At 39.8% G+C, this 15,880-nt stretch carries 10 protein-coding genes; 2 read left to right on the top strand and 8 right to left on the bottom strand.

From position 1 onward, the window contains the following. Window positions 1–131: 131 nt before the first annotated feature. The 5 genes from HT730_RS05715 to HT730_RS05695 all read right to left on the bottom strand — a co-directional run bounded on the left by HT730_RS05715 (window position 132) and on the right by HT730_RS05695 (window position 11,406). Window positions 132–1,310, bottom strand: a complete 1,179-nt coding sequence (locus tag HT730_RS05715) for a hypothetical protein (RefSeq protein ID WP_173307050.1) — start codon at window positions 1,308–1,310, stop codon at window positions 132–134. Between the two features lie 17 nt (window positions 1,311–1,327). After that, window positions 1,328–4,978, bottom strand: coding sequence for a helicase-exonuclease AddAB subunit AddA (gene addA / locus HT730_RS05710; RefSeq protein WP_173307049.1), 3,651 nt, complete (start codon window positions 4,976–4,978; stop codon window positions 1,328–1,330). Next, window positions 4,975–8,250: an ATP-dependent nuclease subunit B gene (gene rexB, locus HT730_RS05705; RefSeq protein WP_173307048.1), complete on the bottom strand. Its 3,276-nt coding sequence runs from the start codon at window positions 8,248–8,250 to the stop codon at window positions 4,975–4,977. Before rexB ends, addA begins: the two co-directional genes overlap by 4 nt. Before the next feature lie 211 nt (window positions 8,251–8,461). Further along, window positions 8,462–9,349, bottom strand: a complete 888-nt coding sequence (locus tag HT730_RS05700) for a diacylglycerol kinase family protein (protein ID WP_050253051.1) — start codon at window positions 9,347–9,349, stop codon at window positions 8,462–8,464. 791 nt (window positions 9,350–10,140) lie between these two features. After that, complete coding sequence (locus HT730_RS05695) at window positions 10,141–11,406, bottom strand: hypothetical protein (RefSeq protein ID WP_050242696.1); 1,266 nt, start codon at window positions 11,404–11,406, stop codon at window positions 10,141–10,143. A gap of 201 nt (window positions 11,407–11,607) precedes the next feature. Here HT730_RS05695 and HT730_RS05690 point away from each other — a divergent pair, with 201 nt between their 5' ends. Beyond that, a complete protein-coding gene (locus tag HT730_RS05690; RefSeq protein WP_345890268.1) occupies window positions 11,608–12,105 on the top strand; it encodes a tyrosine-type recombinase/integrase in 498 nt (165 codons plus the stop codon). Between the two features lie 87 nt (window positions 12,106–12,192). Here the strand turns inward: HT730_RS05690 and eno are convergent, their stop codons facing one another. Then, window positions 12,193–13,497: a surface-displayed alpha-enolase gene (eno, locus tag HT730_RS05685; protein ID WP_173307047.1), complete on the bottom strand. Its 1,305-nt coding sequence runs from the start codon at window positions 13,495–13,497 to the stop codon at window positions 12,193–12,195. Between the two features lie 163 nt (window positions 13,498–13,660). Between eno and HT730_RS05680 the strand changes: the two genes are divergently transcribed. Next, window positions 13,661–14,107 carry a DUF1694 domain-containing protein gene (locus tag HT730_RS05680; protein ID WP_173307046.1) on the top strand — a complete coding sequence of 149 codons (447 nt, stop codon included), beginning with the start codon at window positions 13,661–13,663 and terminating at the stop codon, window positions 14,105–14,107. Here HT730_RS05680 and HT730_RS05675 read toward each other — a convergent pair. Both HT730_RS05675 and serB read right to left on the bottom strand, forming a co-directional pair. Next, a complete protein-coding gene (locus HT730_RS05675) occupies window positions 14,104–15,219 on the bottom strand; it encodes a glycerate kinase (protein ID WP_173307045.1) in 1,116 nt (371 codons plus the stop codon). The genes HT730_RS05680 and HT730_RS05675 overlap by 4 nt on opposite strands. An 8-nt stretch (window positions 15,220–15,227) precedes the next feature. Beyond that, window positions 15,228–15,872, bottom strand: a complete 645-nt coding sequence (gene serB / locus HT730_RS05670) for a phosphoserine phosphatase SerB (protein ID WP_173307044.1) — start codon at window positions 15,870–15,872, stop codon at window positions 15,228–15,230. Window positions 15,873–15,880 lie beyond the last annotated feature (8 nt).

Here is a 15,880-nt window from a genome sequence, read left to right as displayed (position 1 = left end):
AAAGGCAATATACCTTAATTATACTCTTTATTTACTGAAATGTCTTAAAATTGCGTAGCGTTTTCATACTTTGTTTTATATTTTTTTGGATAAAATAACACCTACCATGAAACTTCCACGGTAGGTGTTACTCATATCAATAATCGTTCTAAAAATGGTTTGATGCAGTTGAGGAGAATTCCTTCTATCCAGCTTTCTTGTGCTGAGGATAGATGTTCTGACTGGAGACTTTCTTTTAGAAAATCTCGGACTTGTTCTGGTGCGATTTCAAACTCAAAAGCTTTCATTTTATAGAAAAAGTCGAGCAGATGATCTGACAGATATTCAGTTGAAAAGGGAACTTCTCCACTTTTTCGATATTCTAATAAGAGTCGAGCAAATCTGGCTTTTTCTTCAGGAAGCTCACGAAAATAGGAATTGAGGAGCCAGGTCTGCTTCTGTTTTCTTTCAATTGGATCCTGACTGGCAATTCGTTGGTCTTTTTCCAACTCTTTTTGGTATTGTTTGGCCTTGATAGCCCGTTCTGTCCGATTTTTACCAAAAAGAATTTTCTCCCACTTGCGTTCTTCTTGAGTTAGGGTCTCTGTAAAGCCAAAGTAATCTTGATAAGCACGCTCTGCGGGTCCCATGGCTAGGACTAGATTGTCTGCATATTGCTTGGCAATTTTATCCCTTTTTTTGCGCTCTTTCTCTGCCTGGATACGGAGTTCTTGTTCGTAGTCAATTTTCTCCTTTCCTAGCTTGACAAGGTAGAGTTGGTCATCTGGTTTTCCAAGTAAAAAGGGTTTGATACACTTTTCAAGGACTTCTTCCATCCGAGCCTTTTTCTTTGGCTCCGCCTTGGTCCAACTTCCTCCTTGAAAGACTTCTAGGAAGAGCTGGTAGTCTCTCTCATTTGCAAATTGATTGCCGCGATCAGGCTTGAAAACACCTTTTTCCCAGAGCCATTTTAGAAGACGCTCGTCAAAGTCACTTTTATTGACCTTGATTTTTTCCTTTTTCTGGGCTTTTCTGGTCAGATTTTCAACCTTTCTGAGCAGTTTTTCTTCCTCTTCCAGTTGCTGGTCAAGGGTCAATCGATGAAAATGACGAACACAGTCGCTACCAATTGGAAAGAGGCGTTGGCCTGTGACACCGTTAAAGAGTTCATAAGCGTATTTGATGGCATTTCCACAGACACAATTGCTACGGCCGATACCGTTAAAAATCAAGGAAACTTCATTCCATTCCTTGGTAGCTTGTTCCCAAGTATCAGCTTTTGAAGCCTGTAAAACCGCATCATGTAGGGATTTTCTAACTGGAAGTGTCATGAGGTCTCCTTTCTAGATTATACTTTTACAACTTGAACCTCGTCTTTACCTAGTAAAATCAAGTATTTCTCTATATTTTCAATCGAATAGGCTCGTGATAAGGCCTCTCCATAAAGGGCTAACTGACCACGATAGCGATCTATGATTTGACTTGGATCATCATAGCGGTCTGTCTTATAGTCGAACAGAATAATCCTGTCCTCATAGAGCAGATAGCCATCAAGGATACCACGGACAACAAAGTCTTCGTTACTCTTTTGATCTCGTTTGAGCATGGAGAAAGGTTGCTCGCGATAAAGATGGTTGGTATTAGCGAGAATTTCCTGACCGAGTGCTGTGTCAAAGAATGCAAGAATTTTAGCAAGATTAATCTTGTCTCTGACAGCTGGGCTAGTTTGAACTTGTTTGAGAGTTTCTGTCAGGCTAGCAAGGGTTGGTTGCTGGCTGAGGTCCATTCTCTGCATCAGTTCGTGGGTAGCACTACCAATCTCAGCTCCTGTTACCTTTTCTTTGGTTGAAAAATCTGGCAAATCAAAGTTGATTTTCTTGTCTACTGACTGGCCTTGACCTGCAATCTCAACACCTTCTATATCCATAACTGGTTCGTAGAATTTCTTGATTTGACTTGGGGTTTGAACACTAGGCAGTTCAATGGCTGCCCGGTGAAGAGTATTATAAACTTCCACCTCTTTTAGCATTTCAAGAGCTTCTTTAATAGTTTCAGACTGGCGATTGTCTGCTTGGGAGCTATCTTGGAGAGGGCTTTTGTTTTCCAACTGACCGATAGCTTCTCTAGTCAGCTGATCTTCACCAACAAAACGATAGCTAAAGTTGAGATGATCCTTGGTAAATACTTTACTGATAGCCCAAATCCAATCTTGGAAATTCCTTGCTTGAAGTCTAGTGTTGCTGTTTAGTTTTCTATTTTTAGCTGCAGGAAATTCTTTGCCCTCCAGCTTTTCACGAGAGCCCTTACCGACAAGATAGAGCTTTTTCTCAGCCCGCGTCATAGCAACATACAGCAAACGCATCTGCTCTGAATAGCTTGCCAGCTGTAATTCTTCTTCGTTCTGTCTATAGGTTAGACTAGGAATGGAGAGTTTGATGGTTTTAGGATAGTGATCTTCCACTGCTCCTGTCTCCATTTTGGCAATATATTTGACACCCAGTCCATTTTTACGGCTGAGAATGACCTCTGACATGCTGTCTTGCTTGTTAAAGTCTTGATCCATATTGAGGATAAAGACGTAAGGAAACTCCAGTCCTTTACTCTTGTGGATGGTCATGAGTTCTACTGCATCTTTTGGTGGTGCGACGGCCACGCTTGCCAAATCGTGCTGGGCTTCTAAAACTTGGTCAATCATGCTAATAAATCTTGACAAACCCTTGAAATTGTTCTTTTCAAACTGATCAGCACGCAGTGCTAGGGCATAGAGATTGGCCTGTCTAGCAGGACCATTGGGCAAAGCCCCAACATAGTCATAATAAAAACGGTCGTTGTAAATCCTCCAAATCAAGTCATAGAGGGAGTGGGTTTTGGCATACAAGCGCCAAGAAGCTAGTATATCCATGAATTGCTCTAGTTTTTCAGCTAGAGCTGTGTGAATCAATCCTTTTTGACTACTTGCCAGTTTTTGAGTATTGACCAGTTTCTCATAGAGATTCTCTTGAATTTTATCATCTGCTTTCTGAAGGGACAAACGTGCTAACTCGTCTTCGTCAAATCCAAACATTGGAGACTTCATAAGGGCAACCAAGGCATAGTCTTGAAGAGGATTGTGAATGACACGAAGGGTGTCTAGCATGACTTGCACTTCTAGGGATTGGAGATAATTGTTTTGCTCTCCGTCAGTTTTGACAGGGATCCCATACTCAGACAGGGCGAGGAGAATTTGGTCATTACGACTGCGACTGGAGGTTAGAAGGGCAATTTCCTTAAATGCAACCCCTTTTTCCTGATGAAGTTTCAGAATTTCTTTGATAACTAAGCGCATTTCACCTGTTAGTTTCGTTTCTGTTTGACTCTCTTCTTCCTCACTTGTGTCGTCCTTGTCGTAGAGGAGAAATTCTGCCTTGTTATCTGGATTGGGAGTCAGTTTGGTATTGGCAAAAACAAGCTGGTGCATGTTATCATAGTTGATTTCTCCGACTTCTTGGTCCATAAGACGTTCAAAAACATCATTGGTTGCAGATAGCACTTCTGAACTACTACGGAAATTTTCTTTGAGGAGATTCAGCTTGCCTTCTTGTGGATTTTGCGCATAGCGTTGGAATTTCTCATTGAAAATCTGCGGGTCTGCTTGACGGAAACGATAGATAGATTGCTTAATATCTCCCACCATAAAGCGATTGTGACCATTAGACAGCAATTCCAACATCCGTTCTTGAATATGGTTGGTATCCTGATACTCATCGACCATGACTTCATGGAAGCGCTCCTGATAAGCCTCACGGACTTGCGGAAAATTCTCCAAAATCTCAATGGTATAATGGCTAATATCAGCGAATTCAAAGGCGTTTTCCTGGCGCTTACGCTGACGATAAGCCTCCACAAAATCCCTCATGAAAGATTGGAAGGTTTTAGCTAGTTCCCAGGTCTCTCCATGATAACGTTCTTGATAGTCAAGAATGGTTATCTGGTCTGACAGTTGTCCTAGTTTAGCAAACTGGGTCTTTCTCTCTTCGTTGTAGGCATCGGCCAGTGGCTTCAAATCAGCCTTACGACTGGCATTCGTCAGAGATCGGCCGTTTTTCTCTTTCGAAATGGCGACAACACGCGCAAGCACTGCTTGATAAGCCTGATTATCGGACTCTTGATTTAAGGAGCCAATTTCATCCAGAATAAACTGGACATTTTCTAGATAAGCAGCCTTTGGAAACTCCTTGGCATCATTATCCAGATGATAACAGAAAAAGCTTTCCAAATCCCAAAGGGCTTGCTGGATTTGTGTGGTCAGTTTTTCTTTTTCACTGGTAAAATCAGCTTTTTCAAAGCCTTTGAGAAAAGACTCACTCAGCCATTTCTGAGGATTGCTGGTGGATTGGAGGAAGTCATAGATTTTATAGACCTGCTGGCGCAGCCCCCGTTCGTCCTTGCCACGTCCAGCAAAGTTTTTCAGCAAATGACTAAAGGTCTCTTTCTGTTTACCTTGGTAATGCGCTTCAAAGACCTCATGAAAGACTTCGTTTTTGAGAAGAAGTTGCTCGCTTTGGTTTTGTAAAATACGGAAATTAGGTGCAATATCAATCAGATAGCCATGTTTACCAAGGAATTTTTGTGTGAAAGAGTCCATGGTTCCGATGGCAGCGTTGGGTAGGTCTGCCAACTGGCGACCCAAGTGTTGTTTGAGGTCGACATCGCTGCTTTCTTGGATTTGTTGGCTGATTTTTTTCTCCAAACGTTCCTTAAGCTCTGTGGCAGCCTTGACGGTAAAGGTTGAGATAAAGAGTTGAGAAATTTCGACACCACGCGTCAATTGATCTAGAATGCGCTCTGCCATGACAAAAGTTTTACCAGAACCAGCCGACGCTGAGACAAGAATATTCTGACCAGAAGTATAGATAGCTTCAATTTGCTCGGCAGTTTTCTTTTGTTCCTTGCTCGAATTTGCTTCTGCCTCTTGCAGTTTTTGAATTTCCTCCTCAGTTAAAAAGGGAATGGGCTTCATCGATTCAACTCCTCTCTTATTTTTTCAAACCAAGCTTGCTTAAGTTTTTCTCCGACCAGTCGTTTGCCATCAGCTAAGTCCAACTTTTCTAGAAAACGGGCTTGGCCCAAGTGGTAATTGGCTTCAAATCCAGTGATGGCTTGGTGTTGCTGAACATACGGTGCAATACTTCTGCCATTTTCAGTATAAGGGTTAATGGCGAACTGGCCTGCTAAAATCTTCTCAGCCGCTTTTTTATAAAGATGGGCATTGTAGTCCAGTAGGAGCTGGAATTCCTCATCCGTCAGCTGATTAGCCTTGTTTTTGTTATAAAATTCGCCCAAATGACTGCTTTCTTTTTCTAAAAAGAGGCCTTGGTATTTCATTGACTTGCTAGCTTCTACTACTGCACCTGCCAGACTTTTAACGGGCATCAAAGATTGGACAGGCTCAGCCATTTCCAAGTACATGGCGCCGAAAAAGTTCTGCTCCCCTTCCTTTTTAAGGGCAGCTAAATAGGTTGGCAGTTGGGAATTAAGCCCATTAAAGAAATGGGGAAACTGGAACTGAGTCATACTGGATTTGTAGTCTACCACTCCTATCGCCCCATCAGCTTTCAAACGATCAATCCGGTCCACCTTACCTCGTACAAAGACACTGCGACCATTGTCCAATTGAATAAAAGATTGCTCTTTCCCACCGAAATTTGCTTCCTCTTTGATGGTTTCGATGGCTGGATTGTGTCGGAGAATATGTCCAGTTGTCCGTGCAACATCAAGCAGAATTTCCTTGGTAAACTGGGCTTCCAAACTTTCTTGATAAATAGCTTCAAATTCGCGTTCTTGACTGGTTTCTTGAATAGCTTGTTCTAAACGTTGGTCAAAAGAATCTTCGTCAGGCAACTGCAAGGCACGTTCAAAAATGCGGTGCAAAAAATTCCCGTGACTACGGGCATCTGGACGCAGGCGCAATTCTTCCTGCAAGCCTAAAACATAACGGAGGAAATAACTGTATTGGTTTCGGTAAAACTCCGTCAAACCAGAGGTAGACAGGTAAAATTCCTTGTCAGATGGATAGAGAGCCTGTAAGGTATCCTTGGCCAACTGCTTACTGCTTGGACTGGTTGGGAGGGCAGGATTTTCTAAACCTTGCTGGTTTAGTTTTTTACCCATGACACGCGCCAGAACCTTAATAAAGGTCAAATCTTGCTCAGTATCGCTCATCTCCCCCTGCTGGTGATAGGCAACCAGACTGGACAAAAGACTGTGATAGGAACCCATATCCTCCTTAGATAGCCCTTTGTGATTCATCCTCCTCTCTCTCCGCCTAAATCCAAAATGAACTAGCTCTTGAAGATAAGCTGATTCCTTGCTTTCACTTTCATTAAAAAGGCTTGGAGCCGACAAGACCAACTGCTTACGAGCAGAATTGACCAAGGAAAGCGTAGTGTAGCGATTTTTCTTGAGATTTTCACTGCTGGCAATCAGCAATTGCGCCCCGTCTTCTGTCGATTGGTTTAGGTTTTGCCTTTCTTCATCTGTCAAAAGACTGGTATTCTGCGCGATTTTTGGTAAATTGTCCTGAGTTAGCCCAATGGCGTAGACAAAGTCAGCAGTCAGAGGAGCAATCAAATCGTAACTCTGCACCAGAACAGTGTCCACTGTCGCTGGAATGGTACGATATTGAGATAGGCTCATTCCAGAATGAAGCAAGGCAAGGAAGTCCTCCAGACTAACTGGCGAACCAGCAAAAACGGTCGCAAATTGTTCTAAAACATGACAGAAAGCCTTCCAAACTTCGGCCTGTCTTTCCTGTTCTACAGCTTCCATAGTAGCTATCAAATCTTGTAACTGCTTAGTTACTGCTCCTTCTTTTAGAAAGACATTCCACTTTTGCAAGAGATTTTCAGCCTTTTGTTTTCGACTGGCAAAGAGGGTTTCAAGAGGTGTTAAAATACGCAGACGAAGAGCATTTAAACGTTCCAGATTAAATTTTCCATGGTGGGATTTGGTAAAGATTTGCTGAAAGGATGGCAAGCCATTGATACCAAGATAGCGAAGATATTGTTCAAAAGCATCAATATCGGCCTGACTGCAGTCTGTATACAAACCTGTTCTAAGAAGGTTTATCAAATCCTCCTGACGGAAACGATAGCGTTTCAAAGCTAAAATAGACTCGACAAACTGTGTCAAGGGGTGGTGCGCCATGGATTCGCTTCTACCAAGATAGAAAGGAATCTGATACTGGTCAAAAATGGTTTTCAGCGATAACTGGTAAGAAGCTACATCCCCCAAGAGAATACGAAAATGCTTGTAGCTCAGGTCTGAGTTCTCATGTAATTTCTGACGAATGCTACGGGCTACCAACTCCAACTCCTCCTTTTGTGTCAAGCAAGACCAGATTTGTAAGTTTTCACGGTCTTTCTCATCGACATCCAAAGCGAGTTCTGAAAAGTCATAAGAAGACTCCAGCAAACGAGAGGCCTTGTCAAAACTATCCATCTTCTCATGAGTTTGAGAACAGTCCAGAGCAGGTGTTTGGTATTTAGAGGCTAGATGATGGAGAAACTCCACACTGGCTTGGTAGAGATTGCCCTCGCTAAAAGGGCTAGTATAGGCTTTCTTACTAGCATAAGCCCCAATGACAATCTCAACACCCTTGCAATGAAGTAAGTCCACAATTCGCTCTTCTTCGGCGGAAAAACGGGTAAATCCATCAATGACCAAGGCGATTTGAGTAAAATTACTGCTAACTTTGTTATTCTCAATAGCCTCTATCAAGTGGGACAACTGACTTCCCTGAGCCAACTGACCTTGATTGAGGTAGGCCGTTACCTTCTCAAAAATCAAGAGTAAATCGACCCTCTTTTCCTCATCCGTCAAACTCTCCAAGTCCAAAAAACTCATCTGAGCTTTGGTCATCTCGTGGTAAAGCTCAATCAACTGCTGGATAAATTGAGGATCTTGCTTGATAGCGCCATAAACACGTAAATCCTTAGGATCAAGTTCGGCAAGGCATTTGTAAAAGGCCATCCCAAGACCAATATCATCAAGACTGATCTTGGCAGGCAAATCATTCAAAATCAGGTAACGAGCCATTTGAGTAAAGCGCGTGACGGTAATCGCAAAAGAAGCCTGCTGGGACAAGCATTCCAGCACGGCGCGTTCCTTTTCAAAAGAAAGAGAGTTAGGAGCGATATAGAAGACTCGCTTGCCAGCAGCAACTAGCTCTTCTGCTTCTCTAGTTAGAACCTCGGTCAAAGAAGTCCGAATATCAGTATAAAGTAATTTCATCTCTGCCTCGTTGGAATTTTTCATTACCCTATATTATACCATGATTAGTCTCGTAAATCTGTTAAAATATTTAGGCCATCCTTTCTTTTATTCATCATCTGCTAAATCTGCTAGATCTTAAATACTTAATTTTACTTGTATTATAGATAGAATAAATCTGCCTACTGAAAATCACATAATGAAAAAAGCCTCGGTAACAAGGCTTTGAGTTTTATGATTGTTTCTTAGGTACGGAATACACTTCAATGTGTTGTCCTAGTACCTTGATGTCGACTGGTAGATTATCTGATTTATCGCCATCAACATCCGACTCTAATTCGATATCAGAAGAAATTTTAATAGTACGTGCCTTTATATATTCAATATTTTCATTCTCTACAAGATCTCCTTTTAACAAATCCGGAATCAAAGATAATTTAGAGAATATAGAAGCATCTTTCAAAATTAGAATATTTGCATATCCATCCTTGTTTTCTTCAAAGATTTTTTTATCTGCAAAATAATTTGTTAGAAGTACTAAAACATGACTTGCTTCCCCAAGGTAATTTCCATTTTCGGTTTCAACTTTAATGTTAAAGACTTGATCTGTCATGACAGACTTCATGGTATTAACTGCATAAGCCAAGATACCAAATTTCGTTTTATCTTCAATTTCAACATTATGAATGGCTTCAGGGAGAGACCCGATACTAAAGATATATCCAAAATAGTGACCATTTGCTTTTCCGATATCAATCTTATCAGTTAAATTGAAATCTAGTTCTTCAATAGCTCCGTCAATATCTTGATTGATTTCTAAAAGTTTTGTAATAAGGTTACCCGTACCACCTGGTATAATTCCCAGTTTAGGAATATAGTCCCTTTCAGCAATCCCTGAAATAACTTCATTGACTGTACCATCTCCACCAAAAACTAGAATTGATTCATATCTTTCTCTAGCAGCTTCTTCTGCGAAATTTGTAGCATCTTTGGCTTTTTGAGTAATTTTAGTTTCCACATCATCAAAATACTCTCTTGCTTTATTCTCCAGCTTCTCTTTGTAATCTAAAGCTTTTTCTCCTCCAGAAGTTGGATTGATAATTAGCATTATTTTTTTCACTCTGTATTTTCTCCTTAAAATTGAAATAGAAAGGTTATTCTCGATGAAAATCAAAGCGTAAACTAGGGAACTAGCCGTAGGCTACTCACGACACTGTTTTGAGTCTGTATATTAGCCTGACGTGGTTTAAAAAGATTTTCTAAGAGTATTAACCTGATGACACATGATATTTGCGTATATTGCTATTATACAATGAAATGTTAAAAAATAGAAATAAATTGCTTTTAATATCAGTTTTTATCTCATATTAAAAAATGATCTATTTTTTACTAGTATGTTGTTCTTAATCATCCAAACTAGTCTCTCTCCTCCACACGATGGAATATAGTTCGTAGATATTATTGCTATTTTCTAGTTCTGGATAAAGATAAAACTCACTTGAAAGAAGATTTTCCCCATATATAAGTCAGTCTTTGTCTGACTAGCTACTAGCAAATAGATGAGTTAATGTTTATTGTCTATTTGTGAAGATGAAAATACTTCAGAGGCAGGCACAGATAAGGATGAAAAAACTTAATTTTTAAGAGAATATGAAATAATACTCAATCAAAATCAAATAGCAAACTAGAAAGCTAGCTACAGCTTGCTTAAAGCAGGACTTTGAGGTTACATATCAAACTAACGGGTCAGCTCAAGACACTGTTTTGAATTTGTAGATTAGACTGACATGCTTTGAAGAAATTTTCGAAGAGGATGAATATCTCTATAATAAAAGGCATATTATCAAGTGTTTTTGACACCTGATAAGATGCGCTTTCCTGTTTGTAAATATTTTTCTCTAACTTTATTATTTAAGATAAGACGCTTCCATCATGTTTTGCATCATCATCAACAAACTGTTCTTTTACCAAATCCTTTATATCACTTTTGATACTCTTAGTATCTATAATAGAATCTTCACCTAGTTGGTGAAATGTCGCTTTATCTCTAATAGTATATTCTTGTTCATCGTCATATTTTTTGGTTATCAATCGAATCATCTTTCGTCTTAAAGATTTTTCCCCTTTGATGTTTCCTCTTTCTTTTATCCATGCCACTGCTAAAATGACCAGCATTAGACAACCGACATAACCTAAAAGAGGATACATAATGGAGACTAATTCTTTAAATCCCATAAAAGATAAACCATATCCTATAGCGACCGTAGCAATTAGAATAGGGTAAAAGCGCTTCGGTTTGTTTGAAGAGAAACGTTTTGCCAAGGCATAAAATAAACTGAAAGCTGTATTAAAAATAAGTCCAAAAATAATTAGAGCATACAGTAAAGAAAATAGAGGATGAATTTGCTCCGCAATTGTTAACATAGGAATATCAACAGTTGAAACAAGTTTTATATTGGCGTATAAAATACCAGTTGCTACGGTAATAATCAAACTAACTACAAGTCCACCTAAGAGACCACTTTTTTCCGCAACACCAATTCTCATGACAGAACCTCCTAAGACAAATGCCATGGATACACCAGTCATAACAGTTAGTGCGAAATAATTTAGTAAAGAAACCCAGACATTGGGCATCGGAGAAGAAAGTGTAGCTGTGATTGCTTCTAATTCTTCAAAATCAAAACTTTTCCCTACGAAAGTATGTACTGCCATAATGATAATCATGACAAAGACCAAAGGAGTAAATATCCCAAGAACGCTGGTAATCTTTTCAAAATTAAGAAAACTGACAATAATGACCAAGATAGCACAAATCAATCCTCCCAACCAAAATGGCAAACCAAATTGTTGGTTAAGGTTTGAACCAGCCCCAGCAATCATAACAAAACCAATTACAAAGCAGGAAACAATTAAAGCAAAATCAAGAATCTTATTAGTAATAGGCCCGGCAATTTGGGAAAGAACTTCAAAATGATCATTTGAACGGAAATAGCTTCCTAAGGTAATGATAATTTTACCAAAAATAATACTTATGATTCCAAGAACAATCGTTCCAATGATACCCCATTTACCAAAACTAACAAAGTATTGCATTAAATCTTGGCCTGAAGATAATCCAGCACCAATAACAACACCGACATAAGCTAATGCTATATTTAAAATACGTTTTAACACTATTTTCTCCTAACCGTTATCACTACAATCAATGACTGTCTATTTAGTATACTATTTTCTTATATTATTGTCAAAAATATAGGTATTAGAACCCTGTACATAGAAATATTTCTGCACGATATAGCAAGATAACACAAGGACTAGTCAGCTACTAATCAAACTTTTATAGTTCTCAATTGTTTGGAGATATTGGCTAGTCTTATGTTAGATAAATATCACAAAGATAGCAATACATTAGACATCCATACAACATTCAACCGATACATTCCAGATGATGACGGTACTAAGACTTTTGCAAGCTTCAGGATAACACACCTCACAAAAAGAGAGATTGAAATACTTGATAAAATGATTGAATTAAATCGTCTAAGCGAAACAACCGATAAGAATTGGCATAAAAGTGACCGCATCTTTGTTACAAATACGGGAAAGCCCGTTCATAGCTCCATCCTAAGCAAGTCTCTCCAGCGAGCAAATGAACGCCTAAAGAAACCAATTCCCAAACATCTATCCCCTCACATCTTCAGACATACAACTATTAGCATTTTAGCTGAAAATAAAATTCCGCTAAAAACAATCATGGATAGGGTTGGACATTCTGATTCTGATGTTACTAATTCCATCTATACCCACGTCACAAAGAACATGAAAGATGAAGCAATCAATGTACTGGATAAAGTTATGAAAAAGATTTTTTAAAAAGTTTTGCCCCTTTTTTGCCCCCTAAATACAAAAATAGCCCTTCGGATAAATTCCGAGGGGCTAGAAACGTTGTTAAATCAACGATTATTTCTTAAGGTTGTAGAATGATTTCAATCCACGGTATTCAGCTACTTCACCAAGTTGGTCTTCGATGCGAAGCAATTGGTTGTATTTAGCGATACGGTCTGTACGTGAAAGTGAACCAGTCTTGATTTGTCCTGCGTTAGTTGCAACTGCGATGTCAGCGATTGTTGAATCTTCAGTTTCACCTGAACGGTGTGATACAACGGCAGTGTAACCAGCTTCTTTAGCCATTTCGATAGCTTCAAAAGTTTCAGTAAGAGTACCGATTTGGTTAACTTTGATAAGGATTGAGTTAGCAGCACCTTCTTGGATACCACGTGCAAGGTAGTCAGTGTTTGTTACGAAGAAGTCGTCACCAACAAGTTGTACTTTCTTACCAAGACGTTCAGTAAGAGCTTTCCAACCGTCCCAGTCATTTTCATCCATACCATCTTCGATAGTGATGATTGGGTATTTGTTTACCAATTCTTCAAGGTAGTCGATTTGTTCTGCAGCAGTACGTACAGCTGCTCCTTCACCTTCGAATTTAGTGTAGTCGTAAACTTTACGTTCTTTATCGTAGAATTCTGATGAAGCACAGTCAAATCCGATAAATACGTCTTTACCAGGAACATATCCAGCAGCTTCGATCGCAGCAAGGATAGTTTCAACACCGTCTTCAGTTCCTTCGAAACGAGGAGCGAATCCACCTTCGTCACCTACGGCAGTTTCCAAACCACGTGATTTAAGGATTTTCTTAAGAGCGTGGAAGATTTCAGCACCGTAACGAAGAGCTTCTTTAAATGTTGGAGCACCAACTGGCAAGATCATGAACTCTTGGAAAGCGATTGGAGCATCTGAGTGAGAACCACCGTTGATGATGTTCATCATTGGAGTTGGAAGAACTTTAGTGTTGAATCCACCAAGGTAGCTGTAAAGTGGGATTTCAAGGTAGTCAGCAGCAGCACGAGCTACAGCGATAGACACACCAAGGATTGCATTCGCACCCAATTTACCTTTGTTAGGAGTACCGTCAAGAGCGATCATAGCACGGTCGATAGCTTGTTGATCACGTACATCGTAGCCGATGATAGCTTCAGCAATGATGTTGTTTACGTTGTCAACAGCTTTTTGTGTACCAAGACCACCGTAACGAGATTTGTCACCGTCGCGAAGTTCAACTGCTTCGTGTTCACCAGTAGAAGCTCCTGATGGAACCATACCACGTCCGAAAGCACCTGATTCAGTGTAAACTTCTACTTCAAGTGTTGGGTTACCGCGTGAGTCTAGGACTTCGCGAGCGTAAACATCAGTAATAATTGACATTTTTTACTCTCCTTATGAGTTAAATTTTTTACACCTCTATAATACCTTAAAAGCCCTCCTTTTTCAAGAAAAAACGTTATCTTTGTGCAAATTTTCCTTAACTTTATAAAGTAATCGCTTTCTTTTGTCTGTTTTATTCTAACTTTTATGATATACTGTTTTCATGACAGATTTATCAAAACAATTACTTGAAAAAGCTCATGGTGGGCCAAAATTAAATCCTGATGAGCAAAGACGCTATCTTGGTACTTTTGAGGAAAGAGTTCTTGGATATGCAGATATTGATACAGCAAATAGCCCTCAGTTAGAAAAAGGCTTTTTATCTATTTTAGAAAAACTTCAGGAAAAAGCAGAACCACTATTTGTGAAGATTTCACCAACTATCGAATTTGACAAGCAAGTTTTCTACTTAAAAGAATCAAAAGAAATCGATAGTCAAGCAACCATAGTATCTGAAAACCACGCTTCTTCTCCTTTTGGTCTGATTATCCATAGCAATGCACCAGTACAAGTAGAAGAAAAGAACCTTCGACTTGCTTTTCCAAAACTTTGGGAAGGTAAAAAGGAAGAACCTGCCAAAACATCCATCTGGAAGAAATGGTTTGGCTAAATCTTACTCAGACTTAATAAACGCCCAATATTGGCTGCCGTGCGCTCCAGATAGAGGCGGGCATTTTTCAAACTATCTTCTAGAGGTTCACTTTTCTCTAAAATAGAAAAGGCAGCTTGAATATTTTCAAATGGTAGGGAAGGTAAATCTTCAGCAAGACTACCGCAAATAGCAATGACAGGAACTCCGACAGGGGTTCTTTTTGCAATACCTATAGGCGCTTTACCTGCTAAACTTTGACGATCTAGCCTTCCTTCTCCAACAATAACCATGTCAGCATCTGACACTTTCTTATCAAAGTTGATTAAGTTCAAGCAGGTATCAATTCCAGACACGATATTTGCCTGAGCAAAGGCGCACAAACCGCCAGCAAGGCCTCCACCAGCTCCTGCTCCTTTAATTTCCAATGTTACAGGTGAGGCTTTTTCATAAAAATATTGGATTGCCTGATCTACGACTGCAAACATAGTAGGATCTAAACCTTTTTGCTTTCCAAAAGTGTAGGTCGCACCTTGATGACCACATAAGGGACTCGCGACATCTGCTAAAATACGAATTTGAACATCTTCAGGAATTTTATAGCGATTTTCTGTTGAGACAGAAGCTAAGTCTAGTAAGGATTGACCACATGTAGGCAAGACATTTCCATCCCTATCATAAAATTGATACCCCAATCCAGCAGCGATCCCAATTCCTCCGTCATTACTGGCTGTGCCACCAACACCGATATAGATATCTTTAATCCCTTGAGCAATGAGATAACGAATCAATTCCCCTATTCCACAAGTTTGGATTTGCAGTGGATTTCGTTTCTCTATCGGAATTTTTCCAAGACCAACTAAGTCAGCCACTTCAAATAGTGCCAGTTGTTCTTTTTGAAAATAGCGCATGGCTTCTTTTTGGCCAAAAGGGCCTGTCACTTGGATCCATTTTTCTTCTAGCTCAAGAGAATGTCGTATAGCATCTACAGTACCTTCGCCACCATCACCAACAGGGCAGAGAAGACATTCTACATCTGCTATCGATTGTTGGAAGCCTCTTTTAATAGATTCAGCTACCTCTTCAGCGGTCAAGCTTTCCTTAAATGAATCTGGTGCAATTACAATCTTCATATTTTCCCTCATTCTAAACAGTCAATCAAAGGAAGAACTTCTAAAAAATCCCTCTTGTCAACATGATTCGGTATTTCTTTTTTGAGCACTTCTTTGGCACAAAAGGCGATTCCAAGTCCTGCCGACTTCAACATTAATAGGTCATTGGCTCCATCGCCGATTGCAATCGTTCTTTCTTTAGGGAGTTTTAGTTTCTCTCTCCATTTTTCCAGAGTTGCTTTTTTGACTTCGGGATTAATAATTTGTCCAACTAACTTTCCTGTTAGAAAGCCACCTTTGACTTCAAGTTGGTTGGCAGAGAAATAGGCAATTCCAAGAGATTTTGCCAATCTTTCAACTATTGGTGTAAAGCCACCGGACACCAGACCAACTAGGATACCATTCTTTTGGAGAATGGAGATGAATTCCTGGGCATTTGGCGATAGATGAATAGTGTTGAAGACTTTATCAAAAACCGAAACAGGAAGACCTTCCAAGAAGGACACTCTGTCTCGTAAACTGCTTTCAAAGTCCAACTCTCCTCGCATTGCCTGACTTGTAATCTGCGAAATTTCCTCCTCACAACCTGCCTCTCTACCCAACAAATCAATCACTTCTTCTAGGATTAAGGTGCCGTCAACATCCATGACACACAAGCCTTTTACTTGAGACATCAGTTCTC

The sequence above is a fragment of the Streptococcus sp. k-628 genome, assembly GCF_013277475.1.
GTDB lineage: Bacteria > Bacillota > Bacilli > Lactobacillales > Streptococcaceae > Streptococcus.
Note: the sequence above shows the minus strand (reverse complement) of the source record. Positions and strands in the feature narration are given on the sequence as shown.

Bases quoted from the DNA above. Each gene is read 5' to 3' on its own strand.
- HT730_RS05715 (WP_173307050.1), bottom strand. From the start codon at position 1,310: ATGACACTTCCAGTTAGAAAATCCCTACATGATGCGGTTTTACAGGCT.
- addA (WP_173307049.1), bottom strand. From the start codon at position 4,978: ATGAAGCCCATTCCCTTTTTAACTGAGGAGGAAATTCAAAAACTGCAA.
- rexB (WP_173307048.1), bottom strand. From the start codon at position 8,250: ATGAAATTACTTTATACTGATATTCGGACTTCTTTGACCGAGGTTCTA.
- HT730_RS05690 (WP_345890268.1), top strand. From the start codon at position 11,608: ATGTTAGATAAATATCACAAAGATAGCAATACATTAGACATCCATACA.
- eno (WP_173307047.1), bottom strand. From the start codon at position 13,497: ATGTCAATTATTACTGATGTTTACGCTCGCGAAGTCCTAGACTCACGC.
- HT730_RS05680 (WP_173307046.1), top strand. From the start codon at position 13,661: ATGACAGATTTATCAAAACAATTACTTGAAAAAGCTCATGGTGGGCCA.
- HT730_RS05675 (WP_173307045.1), bottom strand. From the start codon at position 15,219: ATGAAGATTGTAATTGCACCAGATTCATTTAAGGAAAGCTTGACCGCT.
- serB (WP_173307044.1), bottom strand. From the start codon at position 15,872: ATGTCTCAAGTAAAAGGCTTGTGTGTCATGGATGTTGACGGCACCTTA.